Origin of the sequence: Pseudomonas sp. W2Aug9 (genome assembly GCF_023127755.1) — a bacterium.
GTDB classification, from domain to species: Bacteria; Pseudomonadota; Gammaproteobacteria; order Pseudomonadales; family Pseudomonadaceae; genus Aquipseudomonas; species Aquipseudomonas synxantha_A.
This window is the reverse complement of the sequence record NZ_SPKL01000020.1, coordinates 489,468-514,396: the sequence shown is the minus strand read 5'-3', so window position 1 is coordinate 514,396 and position 24,929 is coordinate 489,468. Positions and strand designations below refer to the sequence as shown.

Below are 24,929 nucleotides of genomic sequence, written 5' to 3'. Positions count from 1 at the left end.
CCAATAATGAAAAACCCTTATGCTCCCGCTTTCTGGTGCGTGCTCTTCGCACTGGTATTGTTATCGGCCGCGTATTTCTACGGTGTCATGCTCGCCCATCAACTCGACAAGGCCATGGTGTTCCTGGACAGCGCCTGCCTGGTGATCGGCACCTTGTCCATCGGCGTGGTGGCCTGGGCGTCTTATCAAAACCAGCGAGTGAAGAAAAAGCTCCTCGAGCAAGGCAAGACCCGCGTCGCGATCTGGGACACCAAGGTTGCCCTGCGCCGCGTCGAAACCGTATTCGACCGCTATTTCTGGGGCAGCTACTGGCAGCCCGGGCGCACCTTCCAGGAGGTCATGGGCGACCTCACCGGCACGCCGCTGGAAAAAAGCCTCGAAGTCCTGAAAAAACAATGCGTGCTGCTGGATCGACAGGTCGCAGACGGTAGGCACTGGCTCGATAACGCGCGGGAATTGTCCGACGTGGCCACGCAAATGGCCCGCGAGCGCTACCAGTTGGATTTTTGCGACCCCAAGGCCGACACCCCCGGCAATGCCGTGATCCACCGAGAGTTCGAGGTGCTGGTGTACACCTGGACCGCTCGCTTGAAGAGTTTTGATCACCAGTTGGATGAAGTCGAACAGGAGTACTCCTGAACTCCTGCTGAACTGATCCCTCTGAAAGGCTGGGCCGTTTGCGCTCGCCAGTGCTAATCTTCCCCCGTTTTCGGCGGGCTTGAGCCAACCCCTTCGGGGTTCAAGGAAGACAGCCCACTTCTCACAGGATTTGATCAGGTCACTTCATGAATAAGCCAGCAGTTGTTTTCTTGGGTTTTGTTGTCGCCATCGGCGCCGTCAGTGCGGGCGGCGCCTGGTACACCGGTAAACAACTGGAGCCGGTCCTGCAAACCGCGATCCAGAACGCCAACAAAGAGTTGCAGACCTCTATGGCCGGCGTCGACGGCACCGTGGCTCTGGAGCTGGTGTCTCTGGACCGTGGCGTGTTCAGCAGCACGGCGCACTATCGCCTCAAGGGCCAGGGCAGCGTGTTCGGCGAAGACAACCCGAACCCCGAATTGCTGTTCGTCGACCATATCGAGCACGGCCCGCTGCCGTTCTCGCGCCTGGTGACCCTCAAGTGGTTGCCGGTCATGGCCACCAGTCACTACGAACTGGAAAAGAACCCCACCACTGAAAAATGGTTCGCCGCCAGCAAAGACGTGTCGCCGCTCAAAGGCGTGGCGAACATCGGCTACAGCCGTTCGGTCAGCGGCAACATCGAATTGCTGCCGCTGGAGTTCAAGGACGACACCTCCTCGGTGAGCTTCTCCGGCGCCAACCTGGAATTCGACAGCAGCGCCGAAGGCCAGAAGGTCAAGGCTGATGGCTTCATGAACAGCCTCAAGGTCGCGGCGATCGATGCCAATGGCGCACCGTTCGAAGCGGAACTGGCTGGCCTGACTGTTGCCAGCAACCTGGAGAAATCCACCTTTGGCTTCTACACCGGCCAGAACACCGTGGAACTGACCGATACCAAGGTCACCTTCGGCCCGCAGAAAGCCGTGCTGACCCTCAAGGGCTTCGAGCAGAAAGACTCCACCCAAGCCAAGGACAACAACCTGGCCGGCCGCGTCGACTACAAGATCGACGAGATCGGTTATCAGGGCAAACCGGTCGGCTCGGCCGCCATGGCCGTGAGCATGAAGAACGTCGATATCCCGGCGATGCTGGTGCTGACCAAGCTCTACCAGGACAAGATGCAACCGGTGCAAGCCGCGGCTGCTGCCGGCCAACCGGTGCCGGAACTGCAATTGACCGAAGCCGAGCAGGCCCTGGCCGAAGCCAACGTCAACCAGGTACTGGCTGCCAAGCCGCAACTGGCGGTGGAAAACCTGTCGCTTAAAACCACCCACGGCGAAAGCAAGTTCAACCTGGTTGTGGACCTGGCCAAGCCGACGTCCATGGAGCTGCCGCCGGTTGAACTGGGCAAGCAGATGATTGCGCTGCTGGATGCCAACCTGACCCTGTCCAAGCCAATGATCAGCGACGTAGCCGCCCTGCAAGCCCAGGTCGGTGGTGTGACTGACCCCAAAGCCATCGAGCAGCAATCGCAGATGGCGGCCGAGATGGTCAGCGGCATGGCAGTCGGCACGCAACTGGCAACCCTGGTGGGCACCGATGTGGTTTCCAAGCTGCACTACGCCAACAACGAAGTGACCTTCAACGGCCAGAAGATGACCGTTGAGCAGTTCATTGGCTTTGTGATGTCGAAAGTCGGTGCGGTGAGCGGCGCCCAGTAAGCGCTGAAAATGCGGTAAAAAAATGTGGGAGCAGGCTTGTGTGGGAGCTGGCTTGCCTGCGATAGCATCGCCCCGGTCTGGCTGAACGACCGCGGTGCCTGCATCGCGGGCAAGCCCGGCTCCCACACAAACCCGGCTCCCACATTCGTTTTGTGTGAGGGCAAAAAATCGCGATCGCACAATTCTGAACAATTGTTCTGAATTGTACTTCCCCCTACTTCGCTAAGAGATAGTTCTTACAGGAAAGCTAGGTCGGGTCCCGAGACGCCGACACCCTGATGCGTTTCGCTCAGGACCATCTATCGTTAGGGCTTTCCGTGTGTAAGGAAGCTCACGATATGCTGCGAAACCTCCCCTACAGTGCTTCAGGCCGGTTGCGTCTGCTTATCGGGGCCGCCCTGTGCAGCCAATTGCTGGTTCCTGGCCTCGCATTTGCCGATCCCGCCTACGATGCCCTGATCATCCAGGCCCGCAACGGTCACTTCACGCCGGCGTTGACGCAACTGCGCCAACTGTCTGCCGAACGCCAAACCCCAGGCCAGGTCAGTGACCACCTGGTGATTGCCGGTTGGGCCGGGCAAGACGACGAAGTGCTCAAGGTGTACGAAGCACAAGGCAAGCACCGCAACCTCACCACCCAGGCACTTGCCACGGTGGCGCGCACCTATCGCAATCAAAAACAATGGGCTCAGGCCGAAGCGGTCTATCGCCAGGCTCTGCTGCGTGAACCGAATAACGTCGACTTGCAACTGGGCCAGGCCCTGACCCAGGCCGATGGCGGCAAGGCCAACGAAGCGGTGCAACGCTTGCGCACGATGGTGGCGGCGCAACCCAATGACCCGAACCGCCGCATGGCCCTGGGTTATGCGCTGACACGCGCCGGCTTGAATTACGACGCCTTGTTCGAGTTCGACCAAGCCTTTATCCGTGCCGGCGACAAACCGGAAGTGGCCCGTGAATACATCGTCGCCCTGCAAAAGGCTCGCTTGCCCGAAGCCGCCCTGCGCCTGTCGGCCAAGCGCCCGGGCCTGGTGGACGCGGTCACCCAGCGCCGCCTGGAAGGCGACCTTGCCGCCGAGCGTGTGCGCATGGCCGAGTTCGCTACGCGTACCGAAAAAGAACGCTACGTCATCGCCGATCGCGCCCTGCAGGATTACGACAAGCTGATCAGCCGCTGGGCTCCGGACGCCACTGCCCACGACGACGTCGTGCGCTGGCGTATCGACCGGCTTGGGGTACTCAAGGCCCGTGCACGCACCGCTGAGGTGATTCGCGAATACGAAGTGCTCACCGCCCAAGGCGTGCAGTTGCCGACCTACGCCGTGCGCTGGGTCGCCGCATCCTACCTCGACCAGCGCCTGCCGGAAAAAGCCGCGCCGCTGTATCGCCAGGCGCTGACTGCAGCGGATGCCGACGTCGGTGATCATGTCAAAGACAGCACCGCCCTGTTCTACGCCTTGTTGGAAAACGATCAGGTGGATGAGGCGCGTGCGGTCGCCACGCAGCTGGCCAGCACCGAGAAACCTCGGGTTGAACTCAAGGGTTTGCCTATCGGCAACCCTAACGACGAATGGATGGACGCCCAGCAATTGGCGGCCCAGGCCGGTACCTATGGCGCCGACCTGAATGCCAGCGAACAAGCGCTGGAAGACCTGGGGAGCAAAGCTCCCGGCAGCATCGGTGTACGTTTGGCACAGGCAGAAATGTACCGTGCCCGTGAATGGCCCAGACGCGCTGAAGACTCCCTCAAGGAGACCGAAAACCAGAGCCCTCGTGACATCGGGGTGGAAATGTCCCAAGGCTTCACCGCGTTGGACCTGCAGGAATGGCGGCAACTGGACCTGCTTACCGATGACGTCGTTGCCCGCGCCCCGGACAACCGCCAGGTACAGCGCCTCAAACGCTTGCGCGACGTGCACGACATGGCCGAAGTGCGGGTGGAAGCCTACACCGGCAAAAGCTTCGGTGGCGGCAACAACCAAGAGGCCGGCGCGGTGTCGGGTAGCCGTGACTGGGGCATAGAAAGCGTGATCTACACCCCACCCATCGACGAGGACTGGCGCCTGTTCGCCGGTGTCGGTTATGGCACTGCCGATTTCGCCGAAGGTACCGGCCATCACCGTTGGCAGCGTGTGGGCGTGGAGCGGCGCACCCGCGATATGACCATCGAAGCCGAAGTGTCCAACCACTCCTATGGCGATGGCGCCAAACAAGGCGCGAGCGTGTCGATCGCCCGCGACATCAACGACCACTGGCAATACGGCGGCAGCCTTGGCTACCTGCTTAACACCACACCGTTGCGGGCGTTGAATGAAGGTGTCACGGCCAACGGCGGCAGCGGTTTTATCCGCTGGCGCGCCAACGAAAGCCGGGAGTGGAAACTGGCCGTCAGCCCGTCGCATTTCAGCGATGGCAACGACCGCGTCGAAGCCTTGCTCACCGGTCGCGAAGGCATCTACAACTCGCCCAAAGTGCAAGTAGAGCTGGGCCTGGAAGTCGGTGCCAGCCGCAACAGCAAGGAAGACACGATCTACTTCAACCCCAAGTCCGACTTCAGTGTGTTGCCCACCGTCAACGTCAACCATGTGCTTTATCACCGCTACGAAACCCAGTGGAGTCAGCAGTTCCAGCTCGGTGCGGGTACCTATAGCCAAAAGGATTACTCCACCGGCGGCGTCGGCTTGATCGGGTACGGCCAACGCTTTCGCTGGAATGACGTGCTGGAAGCCGGCGCCAACCTGAGCCTGGTCAGCCGACCTTACGACGGCGAGCGCGAACGCGATTTGCGCCTGCTCCTGGACCTCACTTACCGTTTCTAGAAGAGCCCGACCATGACCCTCCTCAGCCGTTTTTTTCTGGTCCTGGGTGTAATGCTGGCCGCCGCATGCGCCCAGCAACCCGCGCCATTCGTTCCACCTGCCGAGCGCCCGACACTGGCCAGCGAAGCGCCGTGGCCGAAGAACCATTTCCTGGGCATTGCCTACCACGACGTCTCGGACAACGACCCTGACCAGGCCGTGGTGGCGGTGCGTACCGAGCGCTTGATCGAGCAATTGGCCTGGCTGCGCGAGAACGGTTACCAGGCGGTCAGCGTGGATCAAGTCCTTGCTGCGCGCCGGGGCGGGCCGACACTGCCGCCCAAGGCCGTGATGCTCAGCTTCGATGACGGCTATTCCAGCTTCTACACCCGCGTGATGCCGATCTTGCGGGCCTACAATTGGCCGGCCGTGCTGGCGCCGGTGGGCAGTTGGATCGACACGCCGCTGAACCAGCCGGTGGACTTCGCCGGTACACCGCGCCCACGGGGCGACTTCCTGACCTGGCAGCAGATTCGCGAAGTGTCCCGATCGGGCCTGGTGGAAATCGCCGCCCATACCGACGCCAATCACAAAGGCATACTCGCCAATCCCCAGGGCAACCTCGAACCGGCGGCCACCACGCGCCGCTATGACCCGGCGACCGGTCGCTATGAAACCGAAGCGCAGTTCCAGGCGCGGATGCGTACTGACGTAGCAGCCATTTCCAATAAAATTCGTACCGTCACTGGCAAGGCTCCACGGGTATGGGTATGGCCGTATGGCGCGGCCGATGGCACCACCCTGGCGGTGGTCGGTGAACACGGCTATGAGATGGCGCTTACGCTGGACGACGGGTTGGATGATTCCAACAAGCTGATGAACAGCCCGCGCTTTTTGGTGGCCTCCGACCCGGATGGGGAACACTTCGCCAGCAGCATGGTTTCGGTTCAGGCCAAGGCTCCGTTGCGCGTCGTGCATGTGGACCTGGATCACGTCTATGACCCCGACCCGGTTCAACAGGCGCACAACCTCGATGTGCTGGTGCAGCGCGTGGTGGACATGGGCGCCGTCACGGTGTTTCTGCAAGCCTACGCCGACCCCAAGGGTGATGGCCTGGTGCATTCGGTGTACTTCCCCAACCGCCACCTGCCGATGCGCGCCGACCTGTTCAACCGCGTTTCCTGGCAGTTGCATACCCGTGCCCACGCCAGCGTGTTTGCGTGGATGCCGGTGCTCAGTTTTGCCCTCGACGCCAAGCTGCCACGCGTGACCCGCTGGGACCCGCAGACCGGCAAGGTTGCTACCGATCCGGATCAATACAAGCGCCTGTCGCCCTTTGATCCGAAAGTGCGGCAGCTCATCGGTGAGATCTACGAAGACCTGGCGCGTACCAGCAACAGTGCCATCGACGGCGTGCTGTATCACGACGATGCGCTGCTAAGCGACTTTGAAGACGCCAGCCCCGCCGCACTCAAGGCCTATGCTGCCCAGGGCTTGCCGGACAATATCGCTGCGTTGCGTGCCGACCCTGCGGTGATGCAGCGTTGGACTCGCTTCAAGAGCCGCTACCTGACCGATTTCACCAACGAGCTGACCGTGAAGGTGCGCGCCATTCGCGGCCCGCAGATCCTCACCGCTCGCAATATCTTCGCCGAGCCGATGCTCAACCCCGGCAGCGAAGCCTGGTTTGCGCAGAACCTCGATGACTTCCTCAAGACCTACGACTGGACGGCGCCCATGGCCATGCCGCTGATGGAAGGCCAGTCGCTGAAAGACTCCAATGCCTGGCTGGAAAAGCTGGTGGCCACGGTCAAGGCACGCCCCGGCGCACTTGAAAAGACCGTCTTCGAACTGCAAGCCAAAGACTGGCGCACCCAAGCCGCGCCGGATATCAGCGCTGAGCAATTGGCAGAGTGGATGGGTGTACTCAAACGCCAGGGCGTCACCAGTTTCGGCTACTACCCGGACAACTTCCTGGAAAACTCCCCGGACTTGAAGACGATACGTCCGGCCCTCTCCAACCAATGGAATCCTTGATCATGTTCGACAGAATCCTGGCTCTATTCGTGTTGGCGCTGGTATTGGGCTTGCCTCTGGGCCTGATCTTCCTGATCACCGGGCAGTTCCTGATGGACTTCGTGTTCTTCTACCCGCTGTTCATGTCGGCGCTGTGGATCGCCGGCGGCCTGTACTTCTGGCTGCACTGGGAGCGCCATTGGCCGTGGGAGGAAGACACCCCGGCGCCGACCCTGGCCGGTAACCCGCTGATTTCGATCATCATCCCTTGCTACAACGAAGGCGATAACGTCGCTGACACCATGGCGGCCGCGTTGGCCCAGGTGTACACAAACATCGAAGTGATCGCGGTCAACGACGGCTCCAGCGACAACACCGCAGCGGTACTCGATGCCCTGGCACTGCAACACCCACGCCTGCGCGTGCTGCACCTGGCGCAGAACCAGGGCAAGGCCGTGGCCCTGCGCATGGGGGCGGTGGCCGCCCGCAGCGAATACCTGGTGTGCATCGATGGCGATGCGTTGCTCGACAAGAACGCGGCGGCCTACATGGTCGCGCCGATGCTCGACAACCCGCGCCTGGGCGCCGTCACCGGCAACCCGCGCATCCGTACCCGTTCCACCCTGATCGGGCGGGTGCAGGTCGGTGAGTTCTCCTCGATCATCGGCTTGATCAAGCGCACCCAGCGGGTGTTCGGACGGATCTTCACGGTCTCGGGTGTGGTGGTGGCGTTTCGCAAGAAGGCGCTGGACCGCATCGACTACTGGAGCACCGACATGATCACCGAAGACATCGATGTCAGTTGGAAGCTGCAACTGGATCATTGGTCGATCTTCTACGAGCCGCGTGCCCTGTGCTGGATTCTCATGCCCGAGACCGTCGGCGGCCTGTGGAAACAGCGCCTGCGCTGGGCCCAGGGTGGCGCCGAAGTGCTGTTCAAGAATATTCGCGGCATCTGGCAATGGCGCCATCGCTACCTGTGGCCGCTGCTGTTCGAATACTGCCTGTCCACCGGTTGGGCCTTCACCTTCCTGCTGTCGGTGATCTTCTGGGCCGTGGGTAAATTCGTCACGCTGCCGGCGGCGATTACCGTGGACTCGTTGGTGCCACCCGCGTTTACCGGCCTGGTGCTGGCGATGGTGTGCCTGCTGCAGTTTGCGGTCAGCATCCTGATTGACCGGCGCTACGAAAAAGACCTGTGGAAAACCCTGTTCTGGACCGTGTGGTACCCGATGGTGTTCTGGCTGGTGAGCCTGTTCACCACCCTAGTCAGCTTTCCCAAGGTGTTGTTCAACCAGCATCAAAAACGCGCACGCTGGGTCAGCCCGGACCGTGGTATCAAACCTGCCCAAGAGGAGGCGTGACTATGAAACTGGTCAGAACTCGCCAAAGCCCTGTGATGTGGATCATCGATGTGTTGCTGACCCTGCTGGCCTGGGGCGGGCTGGTCTGGCTGCTGGCACGTGGCATCGGCGCCATGCTCGAAACCCATGGCGGCCCACGCATCGAGGCGCCGATCTTTGCCGCGCTCAACACCTTGCAGATCTACCTGTGGATCGCCTTGTTCAACGCGTTGATCCTGATCGGCTGGGCGCGCTATCAACAGCGCCGCGGCCGCCAGTTTGCCCAGCGCCGCGCAGAGGCCAATGCCCTGAGCGACAAGCACCTGAGTGAAAGCTTCAACCTGGGCGATGGCGACCTGGAACAACTGCGCCGCCCTGGCGTACTGGTGATCCACAACGATGAAGAGGGCGGCGTCGAAGAAGTGAAGTCCCACGTCTCCCGCGATGTCGAACGCCCTGGCCTGGCTCTGGTACCCGGCACTGACAAAGACAAGGGCATTGGCTGACATCCTCAATGTTGCGAGTACCCAATGTGGGAGGGAGCAAGCCCCCTCCCACATTGGTTATTTCCCACCGTTTAGATTGCAGTGGTCCAACCCTCTCCTTGGAATTCCGATAAATGGGATCCAATTCACAAAACCCCCGCGAACTTTTCTCCTTTCCTCGGTACTAACCTAACTCGACGAAACTTGATGGCTAAATAATGGCAATCAAAAAACCCTTCGTCGAATTGCCATCAAAATCGCTGCCACTTGTCGGAATAATCACTTCCGGTGAAAAGGCTTGGCCCTTTTGATGAAAATTTATCTTTATTAATCAATAGCTTGAAGACTATTTCAGCGAGCGGCCCAACTTCGCCCGTTTCTAGGCTAGCTGGAAGTTCGATGTTAGTTTCGCGGCCCTTGATTTTCGATGGATCGAACATGTCTTCGTTATTGCCACGGACTCGGTTTCTTCTCTGCACGTTCCTGCTCACCTGCCTGAGCCTGAACAGTGCATCCGCCGCCCCCACGCCTGGCGATCAGGACTTGATCCGCGACCGGCAGAATCGCCTGCTCGAAGAGCAGCAGCGGCGTCTGCAGGAACTCCAGGACCTGCCCGGCAAAGCGGAAAAGCCCCAAGCCCCGGCAAGCCCTGCCGACACTCGGTGCTTCCCGATCAAAACCATCGAACTCAAAGGTGCCGACAGCCTGCCGGCGCCCGAGCGCGAGCGCCTGCTCAAGCCCTACATCGGCCAATGCCTGGGCGTGTCGCAGCTTAACGATTTGCTCAAAACCATCACCGACTACTACCTCGGCAAAGGCCGCGTTACCAGCCGTGCCTACCTGCCGCAACAGGACCTTTCCACCGGCCACCTGCAAGTGCTGGTGGTGGAAGGCAAACTCGAAGCCTTGCGCAGCGCCGAAGGCAGCACAGTGACCGACCGCGAACTGGCCATGGCCTTTCCCGGCAAGGTCGGTGAAGCGCTGAACCTGCGTGAAATCGAGCAATTGGTGGACCAGCTCAACCGCCTGCCGTCCAAACAAGCGCAGATGGAGCTCACCCCCGGCAAGCAGATCGGCGGCAGCGATGTGGTGGTCAAGAACACCGCGCAAAAGCCCTGGCGCGCCAGCCTGTCGCGCAACAACGACGGGCAGAAAAGCACCGGCGAACAGCAATGGGGCGCTGGCCTGGAGTGGGACAGCCCACTCGGCCTGGGCGACCAACTGATGCTGCGCGGCGGCCACGACGCCATCAGCGACCACCAGAAAACCTCGAAAAACACCATGCTCTACTACAACGTGCCATGGGGCTGGTGGAACTTCAGCTACACCTACAGCGAGAGCGACTACCGCACCTACGGCATCGCCGACGGCTTCAAATACAAGCAGGACGGCGACAACCAGAACCACCAACTGCGCGCCGAGCGTGTGATCCACCGCGATGACGTCAGCAAGACCTCGGTCAACGTCGGCCTGGCGCACCTGCGCACCAACAACTACATCCTCGACGTGCGCACCGCGCCCAGCAGCAACCGCCTCAGCGAACTGCAACTGGGCGTCAACCACGGGCGGCGCATTGGCAGTGCCTTCGTCAACCTGGACCTGGGCATGCAAAGCGGCATCGGCCTGCTCGACGCCCAGGCCCAAGACGAGCGTGACCCTGCGGGCCGTCGCCAACCGAACTCGCGCTACCGCAAATACACCGCCACGGTCAGCTACCTGCAACCGTTCAGCCTGTGGGGCGAGTCGTTCAGCTTCAGCAGCCTGGCCACCGGGCAGCGCAGTGAAGACCCGCTGTTTTCGCCGCAGCGTATGAGCCTCGGCGGCTCGGCCTCGGTGCGCGGTTTCAAGGACCAATTGCTGACCGGCGACAGCGGCGGCTACTGGCGCAACGAAGTGCGCTGGGCACGCCCGGTGACCCTCGACTGGATGCGCCCGGCCTTCTTCGAATACGGCGCCAGCGTCGGTTACGACCAGGGCGTGATCCGCAACGACCGCTATAACGACAACGTTCATGGCCGGGTGTCCAGCAACTCCCTGGAGCTGTTCGCCCGTGGCAAACACGTGAGCACCAGCGTGACCTTTGCTCATTCGTTAGAAAGACCCGGTGTAGTCACCGAGCGCGAAGCGCCGATCTACTTCCGCATGGATTTTTTCCTGTAATTCAACGCCCCGCTGCATGAGAGCCTGACAATGGATGTTCGCCAATTCGCCTTCCTGGCCCGCCAACCTTCTGCCGCCCTGAAGCGCCGGGACGCGTTCTTCGGCCTGCCCAAGCGCGGGCTGGCGTTGATCCTTGCCAACGCATTGTTCTGGCAGCCGCTGCTGGCCCAGGCCGAGGGCATTGTGGTCAGTGCGCCGGGCACCACCGTGGGCGCGGCGGGCAATGGCGTGCCGGTGGTGAACATCGCCACCCCCAATGGCGCGGGCTTGTCCCATAACCAGTTCAAGGACTACAACGTCGGCCCCAACGGCGTGATCCTCAACAATGGCAACGGCGCCATGGTCAACACCCAACTGGGCGGGATCATTGTCGGCAACCCCAACCTCAAGGGCGGCGCGGCGAACGTCATCCTCAACGAAGTCAACGGCGGCAGCCCCAGCCAGTTGCGCGGCTACACCGAAGTGGCGGGGCAGTCGGCCAAGGTCATCGTGGCCAACCCGTACGGCGTGACGTGCAGCGGTTGCGGCTTTATCAACACCCCCAACGTCACCCTCACCACCGGCAAACCGGTGCTCGACGCAAGCGGCCAGTTGCAGCGCTATGAAGTGGACGGCGGCGCCGTGACCATCGACGGCCAGGGCTTGAACGCCAGCAACGTCGAACGCTTCGACATCATCACCCGCTCGGCCAAGATCAACGCACAAATCAACGCCCGCGAACTCAACCTGATCGCCGGGCGCAACGACGTCGACGCGCAAAGCCTGAAAACCACCGCCCGCGCCGATGACGGCAGCCCCAAGCCGGAGCTGGCGATCGACTCCTCGGCCCTGGGCGGCATGTATGCCGGCGCGATCAAACTGGTGGGCACCGAGGCCGGTGTGGGCGTGAAGCTCGACGGCACCGTGGCCGCCAGTGGTGGCGATATTCAGCTCGACGCCAACGGGCGCCTGAGCATGGCGCAGGCGGCGGCCACCGGTAACGTTAAGGTCACCGCGCAAAACGTCGACCTCACCGATAAGATCTACGCCAACGGCAACGTGCAGGTCACCAGCGCCCAGGCTTTGGTCAACCGCAAGAGCATCGCCGCCGGCCAGCGCATCGAGATCAACGCGGCCAGCGTAAACAACCCCGGCATCATCGAAGCCGGCGTCGCCGCCGATAACAGCCGTAACACCACGGGCGATCTGGTGGTGAACGCGCAAACCGTCACCGCCAGCGGCAACCTGCTGGCCAGCCGTGCACTGGCGATCACCGCCGCGCAAGCGCTGACCAACCAGGGCGCGATCATCCAGGCCAAGACCGTCGAGGTCAGCAGCGCCAAACTCACTAACCAGGGCGCCAGCGCCCGCCTGTTCGGCGAGCAGAGCCTGGCGATCAACTCGCCGGCCATCGTCAACCTCGGCGGCTTGATCCGCTTCGGCGAAGGCCAGGTCGCCACGCTCAACAGCGCATCGCTGGACAACCGCCAGGGCCGTATAGAAATGGCCGGCGGCAGCCTGGTGCTCACCAGTGCCGAATTGAACAACAGCGGCGGGCAAGTTATCGCCAACGACCTGACCGTCAACGCCGGCACCCTGAACAACCAGAACGGCGTGTTGGTGGGCAAAACCGCGACCGTCACTGCCAGCAACCTCGACAACAGCCTCAAGGGCTTGATCCAGGCCGACGGTGGCGCACTCAACCTCGCCGTTTCCAACACCTTCAACAACAACCAGGGTTTCGCCCAGGCCAGCACCGATCTGAACGTTACTGCCGGTACCCTCAGCAGCAACGCAGGCGGCGTACTGAGCGCCGACACCGGCAAGCTCACCCTCACCGCCGCGCAACAGCTCAACAACGCCCAGGGCCGCTTGCAGGCCGGGCAGGGCGATATCGAACTGCACGCCGCCCACCTGGATAACCAGAGCGGCACGATTGTCGGCAAGCAACTGCTGCTCGACCTGGCTGGCGGCGATATCGACAACCGCGCCGGGCGCGTGTTGGGCGACCAACTCGACGTACGCGCTTCCGGCCTCGACAACCGCAACGCCGGCCTGCTCGCCGGTGGCGCCCAGGGCGTAAGCCTGCTGCTCAAAGGCCCGGGCCAGCTGCTCAACGCCCAAGGCCGCATCCAGAGCGAGGGCCTGCTGCAATTGCAAGGCGAGCGCTTCGACAACAGCGCCGGCATCCTGCTGGGGCAGACCGTCGACGTCACCGCGCAGACCTTCAACAACAGCAACAAAGGCGCGCTGGTCAGCGATGGCGGTGATGTGGTGTTCAAGGTCAGCGACCTGCTCACCAACGTCGGTGGCCAGATCGACGCGGGTGAACGCAGCGTGCTGGTCAAGCAACTCACCACCCTCAACAACGACGGCGGCACTCTGCGCGGCAAGCGCCTGGACATCGCCGCCCAGCACCTGAACAATGACAACGGCCAACTGCTGGCCGGCGCCGAAGGCCTGAGCTACAGCGGCCAGGATGTGAGCAACCGCAAGGGCCTGATCCTCAGCGGCGGCGCCCTCACCGAACTGAACACCACCCGCCTGGATAACCAGGGCGGCACCGTGCAGGGCGACAGCCTGACCGTCACCGCGAACAACGTCGACAACGCCAGCGGCGGCCTGATGGCAAGCCTGGTCGGCAACCTGCAACTCACCGTCGAAGCCCTGGCCAACCGTGGCGGCAAACTGTTCGGCAAAGAACAAGTGACCGTCAGCGGCGCCACCCTCGACAACAGCGCGGGCCAGATCAGCGGCAATCAGATCAACCTGACCTCACGCGACACCCTCACCAACCAGGGCGGTTTGGTCGAAGCCAACCAGGGCCTGGCCCTCACTGGCGGCAACCTCGATAACAGCGCCAACGGCCAACTGCGTGCCCTGGGCGGCGCCAGCAGCCGCGTCAACCTCAGCGGTGCGTTGAACAACCAGAACGGCACCCTCGAATTCGGCAGCCAGGCCTTCAGCCTTGACGCGGCCAGCTTCAACAACCAGAACGGGATGCTGCAACACGCCGGCACCGGCCTGTTCCACCTCAACACCGCCAGCCTCTCCGGCAGCCAGGGCAATATCCAGGGCATGGGCAGCGCCGACTGGGCCTTCGGCAACGTCGATGGCCTGGGCCGTGTGCAACTCAACGACGTGCTCACCTACAAGAGCGACCAGGGGCTGGCCCTCAAGGCCGGTGACCGCATGGCCAGCGCCAAGGGCTTGATCCTCAACGTGGCCAGCCTGGACAACGGCGGCGAACTGCTCAGCGACGGTGACATCAGCATCACCACCGGCGATATCACCAACAGCGGCCGCGTCTCGGCCCTGCAAACACTCACCGTCGCCGCCAACAACCTCAGCCAGAACGGCGGCCGCCTGGCGGCCACCAATACGCGCCTGACCCTGGGCGGCACCCTGGACAACCTCGGGTTCCTCACGGCCCGTCAGCAGCTGGATATCGCCGCCGCGCAAATCAACAACCGTGGCACCCTCGGTGCCCAGGGCGCAGTGAGCCTCACCGCAGTCAACGGCATTACCAATGCCGCCGACACGCTGCTGTTCAGCGGGGGTGACATGACCTTGCGCAGCAATGGCTTCAGCAACAGCTATGGCGATGTCTACAGCAAAGGCAACCTGAGTTTCGCCGCCCGCGATGGCGGGCGTGCCGTGCTGTTCAGCAACCGCTCCGGCACCGTGGAAAGCGAAGGTTCGATCGGCATCAACGCGGGCTTTATCGAAAACGCCAAAGACGAATTCGAACTCGGGCAGACACTGACCACCGGCAGCTTGAGTTGGATCTGTGGCCAGCACTGCGGCGAGAGCGACAACTGGGAACGTGGCGAGATCACCATCTACGAGACGTACCTTGAGGCGGCAACCAAGGACTCGGTAGCGGCGCGCCTGGTGGCTGGCAAAAACATGCTGCTGCAAGGCGACAATGTGCAGAACCGCTACAGCCTGATGGCCGCCAATGGCGACCTGAGCATCACTGCCGGTGACCTGCTCAACCAGGGCGCCGCCACGCGCACGGGCCAGCGCAAGCTTGTCATCGGCACGCCAGGTCACGTCTCCGACGATTTGTTTGAACGCATGCAATATGTCGACGTGCCCGCGTTCAATGCGGCCACGGCGGCCGGGAATTTCGATAAGGCGCGCTTCGAAGAACTCAAAAGCCGCTCACCCAATAGCCTGCCGTTCGCCTACGCAAGTGACGTCACCACCTGGACCAACAACAGCGGCCCCGGCTACGACGCCACCCTGCAAGCCGGCGGCACGGTCAACCTCAACGTCGCCCGCACCCTGCAAAACGGCACGCTGCACAACAACACCCTGGCCCAGTTGACCGGCACCCTCGGCGACGACCAGACCGGCATCCCCGTCGGCGGCATCAACATCAACCTGAGCAAACACGCCAACGACCCGAGCGCCCAGGCGCCCGGCAGCGTATTGCCCGTAGTCGGTGTGGCCCCTGGCGGCGGCTTCGTGCCCGTGGACTACACCGGCACCGCCTTCGCGCCGGTCGACCCCACCAGCTCGCCGACCTTCCAACTGCCCAAGGGCGAGTACGGCCTGTTCGTCAAAAACGCCGACCCCACCAGCCACTACCTGATCGAGACCAACCCCGAATTCACCTCGGCGTCGGGCTTCTTCAGCTCCGACTACATGCTCGGCAAACTCGGTTTCAATTCCGACAATGCCTGGCGCCGCCTCGGTGACGGCCAGTACGAAACCCGCCTGATCCGCGACGCCGTCCTCGCGCAAACCGGCCAACGCTTCCTCGCCGGCGGCCTGTACAGCGACGCCGACCAGTTCCGCTACCTGATGGACAACGGCCTTGCCAGCAAAGACGCGCTGCGCCTGAGCCTGGGCGTGGCCCTCACCGACCAGCAAGTCGGCGCCCTGACCCACGACATCGTGTGGATGGAAAACCGCGTCATCGACGGCCAGACCGTGCTCGTACCGGTGCTGTACCTGGCCCAGGCCGACTCGCGCAACGTGCGCGGCAACAGCCTTATCCAGGGCCGCGACCTCAACCTGGTCACCGGCGGCGACCTGATCAACGTCGGCACCCTGCGCGCCAGCAACAACCTCTCCGCCATCAGTAGCGGCAGCATTTATACCGGCGGCCTGGTCGAAGCCGGCAACAATCTCAGCCTGCTGGCCCAGGACAGCATCCGCAACGCCATGGCCGGCGAAATCCGCGGCAAACAAGTCAGCCTCACGGCGCTCAAAGGCGATATCACCAACGAAACCACCGCCATCCAGGTGCGTGACGGCGCCGGTATGCGCACCCTCACCGACACCAGCGCTGGCACCATCGTCGCCCGCGAAAACCTCGCCATCGACGCCGGACGCGACCTCACCAACCGCGGCGCACTCACCGCTGGCAACGACGCTAATTTAACCGCCGGCCGCGACCTCAACTTCATCGCCGCCAGCGACACCAGCGTCAAACACGAGAGCCGCGACGGCGGCGAGAAATCCAGCATCACCACCGACGTCAAAAACCTCGCCGCCAGCGTCACGGCGGGCGGCAACCTCAACATGCAGGCCGGGCAAGACGTCAACATCATCGGCAGCAATGCCACCGCCGGCAAAGACCTCAACATCGCCGCCGGCCGCGACCTCAACGTCGCCTCGGTCAGCGACATGCACAACATCGAGGGCAAGGAAAAGGACGGCAAAAAACGCATCAAGACCTCGGACGACCAGACTACTCAAGTGGCGAGCGTACTGACGGCGGGTGGGGATTTTGTCAGCCAGGCGGGGCGTGATACCACGATTGTGGCGAGCAGGATCAGCGCGGGGAATGAGGCTTATCTGTATAGCGGGGATAAGTTGAGTTTGTTGGCGGCGCAGAACAGCACCTACAGCCTTTACGACATGAAGGAGAAGGGGGGCTGGGGCGCGAAGAAGACCAAACGTGATGAGGTGACCCACGTCACGAATGTGGGGACTGAGATCAAGACTGGTGGTGATCTGTCGCTGGTTAGTGGCGGTGATCAGTTGTATCAGCGGGCCAAGCTTGAGAGTGGTAACGACCTGGCCATCACCAGTGGCGGCGCAGTCACCTTCGAGGCGGTCAAAGACCTGCACCAGGAGAGCCACGAGAAGAGCAAGGGTGACCTGGCGTGGACCAGCGCCAAGGGTAAGGGGAATACCGACGAGACATTGCGTCAGAGTGAGTTGGTGGCGCAGGGCGAGCTGGCGATCAAGGCCGTGGACGGCTTGAAGATTGATGTAAGGCAGGTTAACCAGAACACGGTAAGCCAGACCATCGACGCGATGGTCCAGGCGGACCCAAGCCTCGCCTGGATCAAGCAAATGGAGCAGCGTGGCGATGTTGACTGGCGCGAGGTCAAAGAGCTGCACGACAGCTTCAAATACAGTAATTCCGGCCTGGGCGCCGGCGCGCAAATTGTCATAGCGATCATTGTTACCTACTTCACGATGGGGGCAGCAAGCGGCGCAATTGCCGCCGCTGGGACGGGTACCTCGATGGCTGGGGCGACGGCTGCTGCCACAGCCACATCTGCCGCAGGCTGGGCCAATGCTGCGGGCAGCGTTGTGCTTGCCGGCATGGCCAGCAATGGTGCTATCAGCACAATCAATAACCGTGGCAATTTAGGCGCAGTGGTCAAGGACGTAACCTCCAGCGATGCGATGCGAGGCTATGTTGTCTCGGGTGTTACCGCGGGGCTGACCGCAGGGTTCTATGACGACTGGACCAGCACGCAGACAGGCACTACTACTGCGCTGCCTAACTCGGGAGCAGTGACATCTGCGAGCCCATTGAGTACCTGGCAAGGTGTTGGTCAATTTACTGCGAATCAGGTTCTGCAAAACGGCACATCGGCCATCCTGACTAAAGCGCTGGGAGGAGAAGCCAGCTTCGGGGATGCATTGCAAAGCAGCCTTGCCAATGCATTTGCTGCCTATGGCTTCAACATGATTGGTGATGTCTCCAAGAATCGGTTCGCCGACGGCGGTATCACCAAGATTGGGCTGCATGCGTTGATGGGCGGGCTGGCAGCTGAAGCTGCTGGCGGCGATTTCCGTACTGGTGCGTTGGCAGCAGGTGTGAACGAAGCCCTGGTAGACAGCCTCGCCAAACAGTACGCCAGCATGCCGGAGGATAAGAGAAAGAGCTTGCTGGTGATGAGCTCGCAGTTGATTGGTGTGCTTGCGGCGTCGGTGGACAGTGATGCTGACGGTGAGAGTTTGCAAACTGGAGCATGGGTGGCGGGCAGTTCGACACAGTACAACTACCTCAACCATGAAGAAAACCAAGAGCGCTGGGCTGCCAAGAAGAAATGCCAGGGAGGAGATAGTGCTGCGTGTGGGCGTGCTGACGCTCTGGATGCTCTAGATAAAAGTCGAGATTTGGCGCTAACCACAGCCTGCAGTGCGAATGGTGCAGGTGCTACCTGTCGTTCTTTACGGCGAGAAGCTTCGGAGGCTGCTCGAAGCCTTGTGGTTGCGAGATTTGGCCCTGAGGCTAAAGAGCAGGCTAAGCAAGTTGAGCAGAATAAAGAGCTTGCGGCGTATTCCATTGAGGCGGAGCTTCGAAGCATTAAGCAAGTAGATAGCCCGATTGCGCTTGCTCAGACAAAGCGCCTGGCTGAGCAGCTCGCTGAATTTGGTTCAGACTTCATTCCGGTTTACGGCGATGCAAAGGGCTTCTATGAGGCTGAGGATCCGTTTGACTATGCCATGGCGAGTATTGGACTCATCCCGGGCGCCGGGGATGCGGCACAAAAAGTTTTAGGTAAGGCTAAAAAGCTGTATTTGGAAGGAAAGGTTGCTGAGTCTGCGGATTTGGTAGAAGAGCTAGCAAAGAGCTTACCTTCAGGAGCAGGTCCTAAAAATCCACTTCTTGGTGATTCGCTACCCCGAAGCGGTGATCGTTTAGTTGTGAATCAAGGGCCCGTACCTACATGTGGTCACAACTCATGTGGCATGGTTTTGGATACCATGGGACATAAAGTAGACATAGGAAATCTGATTGAAAAGCTTCCACCCGGAAAAGACGGGATTTTCCCTCAGGACGTTGCGAATTTGATGAAGTCTGAGGGCGTCAACACGGCAGTTTATGCAAGCCGTAACGTTGCTGATTTGGCAAGATACACAGCAAACGGAACGCCTGTTATTGTCCAAGTGGTGGATAAAGCAGCGGGTACCGGATTTTCCCATTTTGTTGTGGTCGACGGCATTACGACCAGAAATGGCATTTCTGTCGTAGCAATTCGTGATCCTCATGGTAAGCAGTATTTTAGCCCCGCGACTACTTTTGAAAAGAATTTTTCAGGTTATGTTGTTGTTCCAAAGGATGCTCTGAAATGAAATTAAGCATTAAGTTTCCCGAGAATTTGTTAACCCACAGCCTGCTCGAGCAAAGGCTGATTCCTTGCATTTGCAAAATTGCAACGGAGTTTGAAATTGAATTTTTGGACCCTTTGCCAGAAGCTGCAGGAACCGTTCTGGAGTGGGATCGTGCAGAACTTGAAAAAAGAGCGATAGGTGGGGTAGGTGGGCAATACTCTCACTATGCACACGGTCGGGTGTCGTTAAAAAAAGTTGATATTGATATCTACCAAATATTGGATCTTGAAATGTTTTATAGGCTTTTTGGATGGTGCAGCATCTTGGAAGATGGCAACTATGCGCCGCCGGGGCAGTTTTGGGATGATGAATAAGTTTAAGAAAAGGGGGCTGAAGAAAAGGGACAAGAAAAGAGGGCAGATTTATCTAGACTAGAGTTTAAAGGCTGTTTAGTCCTGAAGCAGGTGTAAACCTATTTCAGGACTAGACAGTCCCCTTTTTTCGTTGATTCGTGACAAAAATATTGGAAGGGATTAAGTCAGAAGCAGTAATCGTGGGTAGTGAAGTTGATAAATGGCTTACGAGGGACTGAAATGAGATATTACTTAATGCGACAAGATGTAACTGTCTGCGATAGGTGGGTGCTCGGAGATGTACATCATGTAGATAACTGGCATTTCAGTGATCCTGCAGTTAATTTTACGGAGCCAGGCACATATACCCTCGATGTAAGGTTCGACGGTAAAGAAGTTGATTATTCCCTCGCTGGATACGCCAGTGTTCCTGTTTTAAGCGAGAGGGCAAAAAATTCGCTCGCCGGTTTGCCAGAGATAGACGAACTTTATCAGCATGTCGTTTTTGAGCCGGTTAAGATAAACAATAAAGTGGTTTGCCAGAGCTATTTTTTGATGATTATAGAAACGCAAATCGATTGCGTGGATGAAAAGCGCTCTCGCTATAAAAAGTTTGAGGTAGATGATCCTGTTAGGCCAGATATGGCCGGCAACTATCGTGCTTTCTACAATTTGGTGGTTGACCCGGGTAGGGTCGGATCAAGTCATATATTTAGACTTAAAAAATATTTGGGTGCGATCATAGTAAGTGAAGAAGTGAAACGGCGACTTGTGGCAGCTGGTGTTGTCGGCGTACTGTTTGAATCTGTTAATGGTGATCAAGAAACCGTTACCTAGTTAGTCAGGTAGTTGGGGGAAGGCGGCGAATTTGCTTAATTCGTGGTGGTAGTGCAAAGGCCATTGATTAAATCTGCCCCCCCCTTTTGTTATGTTTAATTACATGGGGGGCGATTTGTGTCGGACAAACAAGTATATGAGCTAACGATTGATGATCTTGATCGCTACAGCGTTTGGTTTTTTCCGATGGACGATACCGTGGAGGATGAGTTAACTGTACGCCCCCTCGCCGAGCAGGAAACGTGCTCAGACTTTCAGATTATCGTTCGAGCTGATTTTTTTGGTGAAAGACACTCTGTGTATCGCGGCTATTTGTATTGGAACTCCAATTCCGCAATTGAATGCTTAAAGCCTGTTGTATTGTCTGATAAGGGAGCCGTCGTAAATTTTTGGAGCGGTATAGTAACTCCCGCGTGGGAAAGTTCAGAGTTTGCCGGTTCGATTAGATCCGAGCTGCCTATTTCTTATGCCTCGGAATCGGTTTTCGGTCTTCCTTCCATTTGCGGAAAGCTGGAGGGACTTTATTATCTTTCTGATGATCAGGTGTGCTGCGTTAAATGACGCGAGAAAAGGGGGGTGATTTATTTAAATTTGCGCTTGGATCTATTAAATAAATCTGTCCCCTTTTTGTTTTGCTAGAGAAGTGAAAAAAGGGAGCGGGAAAAAAGGGAGCAGATTTATCTGAATTAGGGTTGAAAAATCTTTTAAACAAATCTGTCCCCTTTTTCTAATAAGCCCGAAAGATAATATGGGGGCTGGCGCATGTATAGGTAATGCATGTCGCGGACTGCCCGATGGCGAGAAAGTCAGAATTAAGGTGGTGGACTAATGGCTAGGTTTAGAGAAAGTATATATTTGTCTTATTCGCAATTTTGCGTGTTTTTGAGTTCGCTTGATCAGCCGTATAATGATTGGAGTGATCGTAGTTATGCGCAAGGATTTGCGTGGAGGTTAGGGAGTGTCTCTTTTAGAGCTTTGATTGACGAAGGGGATCATATAATTAGCTTTTTCATTAACGAACAAGTGCCCGCTATAAGCGCAGACGTGGTTCGGGCCTTTAAAGTTCCCTTCTCGGTAATAGATAGAAATATTGAGGTTGGTAGTATTTCGAGTACGGTTCCTCTAGAACTGCCTGAAGGAGATTATTCTCTTCAGGTCGAATTTATAAGACCCTCCTCAAGTGCAGTGTATGAAATAAATGTCCATTTAAATTTAGGGGGCTGCGATTTTGAGGTGTTGAGAGCAGACGTCGAAATTGACGAGCAAGGTGCGTTTGATATCGATGCGGTTCCTGCGGGATAAAATTTCGGAGAAATGGGGGCGGATTTATTTTCAGGGAAAGGGGGAAAGGGGACAGATTTATTTAAATTAGAATTGAAAAGCATATTAAATAAATCTGTCCCCTTTTGCAGAGTTATCTGACATCAATAGGAAGGAATTTAACAAGGTAAAAAATGATCTGATAAATCAATGGGAGGTAAATACTGGGCAAGTGTGGCCGCGCTACACGGAGGATGTTGTCGCAAAAAACGGGGTGACAATTTCGCGAAAAGCCGGACAGCCGTTTGACGCACATCATATTATTGAAAATAGCTTTGGCGGACCTAACGAATGGTGGAATATGCATCCTGCCAGATTTCCGGATCAGCATCAGGGTGGAATACACCGTGCCGGAGGTGTGGCCAGAGAGATTTTTTCCGACAAAAAGTAGGGGGTGAAGATGGATATTAAAGCTTTTTTAAAGAGTAAGAAAGAAGAGCATTTGCTCGATGGCTTGGCTGCTGTAGATGATGCGAGTCTTAATGCAATAAGGGCAGGGCAGAAAAATGCTCCTGATGATTACTTAGAGTTTTTGCAGGAGTTCGGAAGTGGGGAAATTGAAACAGTCGGATTCATGCTCTACAACGGCCTTATAGAGGCAAGTGATATTTTTGATGAGGAGACTGCGGCGCAATTTGAAGGTGTCATGATTTTTGGCGATGATATGCAGGGACGATGTGTCGGTTTTGATAAAAATGATAAATGGGCTGTAGTGGAAATAGACTCTGCAGATATGAGTGTTAAAAAGTTATGTGATACATTTTATTTGTTTGTTTATAATTTGTTGGAATGAATTTGGAACAGAAAAGGGGGCTGAAAATGGTACGAATTTATTTTAGGTGGCAGTAAAAAACCTATTAAATAAATCTGTCCCGAATGGCACTTACTTAACCTTCTTCGGGTGTCCATTTCTCCTGACCTCGGCCCTAGCCGTCGAGCGCGTCTGCATCAGCATCGGGTAAGGCTTGGGCCTTCGTTTTATGGCGCGAGGCTCAATCCGTCCCGGCCGGTTTCCGACACGTTTCCTGGCGATCAACCTGAGTAAATTCGGTACCCCATCGTCTTGTTCGTCGGCACCGTACTGCTGCATCGCAAGGCATAATTGGAGGCTATGTTTAAAGCTAAGCTCGCGTGGCAAACAATCCGCTAACAGCGCTGATTGGGCCATGATCATCCGAATCAAATTATGCGCTAGCAGATACACCCATAATTCTTTTACAGCCATGCCAGGCGTCTTGCAGCTCAGCGTTTCAAGACCCAGCGTTGTCTTGATATTGCGCAGATCCAATTCAACATGCCAACGGTCTTTGTACAATGATTTTAGCCCGGCTTTAGGCACTTGTTGCGGGCAGTTCAAAGTGGTTACCAGGATTTTTCCATCGGTTTTCAGTTCACGTACTGTCAGTGTTTCAGGCGCTTCTTCGTAAGAAGCCTGGCTCATCCAAGAAGGTCGCTTCTTGGGCTTTTTCAGCTCAACCAAATGATCCTCCGACCCAAGCGATTGCCCGAGCCGAAAGTCCGTACTGCGCCGTCTGGCGCCGTATTGTTCAAACACGCCGTCAATCCCGCGACGTCGCAGTTCGCACAGCAAAAAGTATGTCGCGTAGTAGGCATCGCCCAGCACAATATCGCCTCGATTCAGTGTATCGAGCATCGTTCTGAGTAACGTCTGCTCATCGCCACCTTTGCCTCGAAAGCGCCCCAGTGAGGCGTCTAAAACGGCACCACTGGACAGGCAAATGATTCCTACCAAACGACAAATGGGAAAGCCCAACCCTGCTTTCTGGCCACGAGATTGCGGATAGGCAGCTTGATTGGCCGCAGTGTCTGGCATGGTCACTGTGGTGCCATCCACGAGACGTACCGGGCGGCCCATCCAGCGCCATGACGGTGGCACGTTGTTACTCATCGAGGATCCCGTGGAGCGCAACAATGTTGAAACCATCTCTACCGGTAACCGCGCCCGTGCTTTGCAATAAGCGCCGGTGTAGACACTGCTGGGGCTTAGCCCATCGCAGCAACGTTTGATCGAAAAATCATTCACGTCCTTCTGACAAGAACGGTCGGCATTCATGGCCTGAGCCAGAAACATCGACAGTGTTTCAGTCGGCGGGAATAAGCGTTGACGATGCTTGGGAATCACTGACTCGGCACGCTGTAGCAGCGCCGGATCGGCTAGCAGCTTAAAGAATGCATGGGCGTTGCTGTTTTTGGCGTGCTGCTGAATGCGCTGCTGTTGATGCCTGACGATTTGACGTCTACGATTCACGCGGGCTGTCCTTGTTCGAGTGGTGTGTGTTCGCAACTATCACCGTAGACCAAGGACGGCCTTTTTTCATTTTTCTGTAGTCATATCAGCTGGTTAGCTGTTAAGGAAGTGCCATTCGGAGCAGATTTATTTGAATTAGGGTTGAAAAATCTATTAAACAAATCTGTCCCCTTTTGTTCGTGCCGCCTGCTCTGCTTGCAAATTATGGAGCACTGTACGATAAGTACCGCCCAGCAATTGAGTCGGAGAAAAAGCGTGAAAATTAATAAATGGCTTTTGGTAGTATTATTGTCGGCCTTGGCTGGCTGCGCACCTTCCCATTCCAATTGGGAAAATGGAATGAATCTATGGGTAGGTACTCATTTCGATTCCCACCTTTACAAAGACTGCACTCGAGGATGTGGCGACTCATATTGGTCGCCTGTAAATAAAAATAAGACCTTTGATAAGGTTGTTGATGAAAACGGAGGCAGGCGGTATTACATAACTTGGATTAGAGATTGCCGATATTCGGTTTTTGTCGCTGCGGATCGGCTAATAAAGTCATGGAGATACGAAACTTCTAACGTAAAAGGATGTTATGTCTTTTAACTGCTGTTTTAAGGGAAAAAAGAGAGAAAAGGGGACGAGAGAGAAAAAGGAAGAGAAAAGGGGGCGGATTTGAATGGCACTTACTTAACCTTCTTCGGGTGTCCATTTCTCCTGATCTCGGCCCTTGCCGCGAGAAAAGGGGACTGCTCGTCCCGTGGCGAAATCATATCAAAGGAAAAAGTT

At 57.8% G+C, this 24,929-nt stretch carries 15 protein-coding genes; 13 read left to right on the top strand and 2 right to left on the bottom strand.

What is annotated here, in order from left to right; all coding sequences use genetic code 11:
- The first annotated feature begins 6 nt into the window (after positions 1–6).
- The 6 genes from E3O56_RS15950 to pgaD all read left to right on the top strand — a co-directional run bounded on the left by E3O56_RS15950 (position 7) and on the right by pgaD (position 8,945).
- Complete coding sequence (locus E3O56_RS15950) at positions 7–639, top strand: hypothetical protein (protein WP_019819550.1); 633 nt, start codon at positions 7–9, stop codon at positions 637–639.
- A gap of 146 nt (positions 640–785) precedes the next feature.
- Positions 786–2,282: a YdgA family protein gene (locus E3O56_RS15945; RefSeq protein WP_248128538.1), complete on the top strand. Its 1,497-nt coding sequence runs from the start codon at positions 786–788 to the stop codon at positions 2,280–2,282.
- Between the two features lie 338 nt (positions 2,283–2,620).
- A complete protein-coding gene (pgaA, locus tag E3O56_RS15940) occupies positions 2,621–5,101 on the top strand; it encodes a poly-beta-1,6 N-acetyl-D-glucosamine export porin PgaA (RefSeq protein ID WP_248128537.1) in 2,481 nt (826 codons plus the stop codon).
- Positions 5,102–5,113: 12 nt separating this feature from the next.
- Complete coding sequence (gene pgaB / locus E3O56_RS15935; RefSeq protein WP_032878493.1) at positions 5,114–7,117, top strand: poly-beta-1,6-N-acetyl-D-glucosamine N-deacetylase PgaB; 2,004 nt, start codon at positions 5,114–5,116, stop codon at positions 7,115–7,117.
- Between the two features lie 2 nt (positions 7,118–7,119).
- On the top strand, positions 7,120–8,460 hold the full coding sequence (pgaC, locus tag E3O56_RS15930; protein ID WP_216090544.1) for a poly-beta-1,6-N-acetyl-D-glucosamine synthase: 1,341 nt from the start codon (positions 7,120–7,122) through the stop codon (positions 8,458–8,460).
- A gap of 2 nt (positions 8,461–8,462) precedes the next feature.
- Positions 8,463–8,945, top strand: coding sequence for a poly-beta-1,6-N-acetyl-D-glucosamine biosynthesis protein PgaD (gene pgaD / locus E3O56_RS15925; RefSeq protein WP_248128536.1), 483 nt, complete (start codon positions 8,463–8,465; stop codon positions 8,943–8,945).
- A gap of 230 nt (positions 8,946–9,175) precedes the next feature.
- On the opposite strand, the gene E3O56_RS15920 is transcribed toward pgaD, so the two are convergent.
- On the bottom strand, positions 9,176–9,364 hold the full coding sequence (locus E3O56_RS15920) for a hypothetical protein (protein ID WP_248128535.1): 189 nt from the start codon (positions 9,362–9,364) through the stop codon (positions 9,176–9,178).
- Here E3O56_RS15920 and E3O56_RS15915 point away from each other — a divergent pair.
- The 7 genes from E3O56_RS15915 to E3O56_RS15885 all read left to right on the top strand — a co-directional run bounded on the left by E3O56_RS15915 (position 9,363) and on the right by E3O56_RS15885 (position 22,679).
- On the top strand, positions 9,363–11,084 hold the full coding sequence (locus E3O56_RS15915; RefSeq protein ID WP_005783598.1) for a ShlB/FhaC/HecB family hemolysin secretion/activation protein: 1,722 nt from the start codon (positions 9,363–9,365) through the stop codon (positions 11,082–11,084). The genes E3O56_RS15920 and E3O56_RS15915 overlap by 2 nt on opposite strands.
- A gap of 30 nt (positions 11,085–11,114) precedes the next feature.
- Positions 11,115–19,397: a DUF637 domain-containing protein gene (locus tag E3O56_RS15910; RefSeq protein WP_248128534.1), complete on the top strand. Its 8,283-nt coding sequence runs from the start codon at positions 11,115–11,117 to the stop codon at positions 19,395–19,397.
- Positions 19,394–19,750 carry a hypothetical protein gene (locus tag E3O56_RS15905; protein ID WP_003187492.1) on the top strand — a complete coding sequence of 119 codons (357 nt, stop codon included), beginning with the start codon at positions 19,394–19,396 and terminating at the stop codon, positions 19,748–19,750. The genes E3O56_RS15910 and E3O56_RS15905 overlap by 4 nt, the downstream gene beginning before the upstream one ends.
- Positions 19,751–19,984: 234 nt before the next feature.
- A complete protein-coding gene (locus E3O56_RS15900) occupies positions 19,985–20,566 on the top strand; it encodes a DUF1629 domain-containing protein (protein ID WP_242462635.1) in 582 nt (193 codons plus the stop codon).
- A 117-nt stretch (positions 20,567–20,683) separates the two neighbouring features.
- Positions 20,684–21,127: a hypothetical protein gene (locus E3O56_RS15895; protein WP_087945075.1), complete on the top strand. Its 444-nt coding sequence runs from the start codon at positions 20,684–20,686 to the stop codon at positions 21,125–21,127.
- 267 nt (positions 21,128–21,394) lie between these two features.
- Positions 21,395–21,868 (top strand): competence protein ComJ, encoded by a 474-nt coding sequence (gene comJ / locus E3O56_RS15890; RefSeq protein WP_103734044.1) that lies wholly within the window; start codon positions 21,395–21,397, stop codon positions 21,866–21,868.
- Positions 21,869–22,286: 418 nt separating this feature from the next.
- The gene (locus E3O56_RS15885; RefSeq protein WP_177464438.1) at positions 22,287–22,679 is read left to right on the top strand and encodes an SMI1/KNR4 family protein; all 393 of its coding nucleotides are present in this window, start codon (positions 22,287–22,289) and stop codon (positions 22,677–22,679) included.
- 90 nt (positions 22,680–22,769) lie between these two features.
- Here the strand turns inward: E3O56_RS15885 and E3O56_RS15880 are convergent, their stop codons facing one another.
- Positions 22,770–24,155 (bottom strand): IS4 family transposase, encoded by a 1,386-nt coding sequence (locus E3O56_RS15880; protein ID WP_248128533.1) that lies wholly within the window; start codon positions 24,153–24,155, stop codon positions 22,770–22,772.
- Between the last annotated feature and the right edge of the window lie 774 nt (positions 24,156–24,929).

What these genes read in the sequence shown, in the direction of transcription:
- E3O56_RS15950 (WP_019819550.1), top strand. Translation starts at nt 7, where the DNA reads ATGAAAAACCCTTATGCTCCCGCTTTCTGGTGCGTGCTCTTCGCACTG.
- E3O56_RS15945 (WP_248128538.1), top strand. Translation starts at nt 786, where the DNA reads ATGAATAAGCCAGCAGTTGTTTTCTTGGGTTTTGTTGTCGCCATCGGC.
- pgaA (WP_248128537.1), top strand. Translation starts at nt 2,621, where the DNA reads ATGCTGCGAAACCTCCCCTACAGTGCTTCAGGCCGGTTGCGTCTGCTT.
- pgaB (WP_032878493.1), top strand. Translation starts at nt 5,114, where the DNA reads ATGACCCTCCTCAGCCGTTTTTTTCTGGTCCTGGGTGTAATGCTGGCC.
- pgaC (WP_216090544.1), top strand. Translation starts at nt 7,120, where the DNA reads ATGTTCGACAGAATCCTGGCTCTATTCGTGTTGGCGCTGGTATTGGGC.
- pgaD (WP_248128536.1), top strand. Translation starts at nt 8,463, where the DNA reads ATGAAACTGGTCAGAACTCGCCAAAGCCCTGTGATGTGGATCATCGAT.
- E3O56_RS15915 (WP_005783598.1), top strand. Translation starts at nt 9,363, where the DNA reads ATGTCTTCGTTATTGCCACGGACTCGGTTTCTTCTCTGCACGTTCCTG.
- E3O56_RS15920 (WP_248128535.1), bottom strand. Translation starts at nt 9,364, where the DNA reads ATGTTCGATCCATCGAAAATCAAGGGCCGCGAAACTAACATCGAACTT.
- E3O56_RS15910 (WP_248128534.1), top strand. Translation starts at nt 11,115, where the DNA reads ATGGATGTTCGCCAATTCGCCTTCCTGGCCCGCCAACCTTCTGCCGCC.
- E3O56_RS15905 (WP_003187492.1), top strand. Translation starts at nt 19,394, where the DNA reads ATGAAATTAAGCATTAAGTTTCCCGAGAATTTGTTAACCCACAGCCTG.
- E3O56_RS15900 (WP_242462635.1), top strand. Translation starts at nt 19,985, where the DNA reads ATGCGACAAGATGTAACTGTCTGCGATAGGTGGGTGCTCGGAGATGTA.
- comJ (WP_103734044.1), top strand. Translation starts at nt 21,395, where the DNA reads ATGGCTAGGTTTAGAGAAAGTATATATTTGTCTTATTCGCAATTTTGC.
- E3O56_RS15885 (WP_177464438.1), top strand. Translation starts at nt 22,287, where the DNA reads ATGGATATTAAAGCTTTTTTAAAGAGTAAGAAAGAAGAGCATTTGCTC.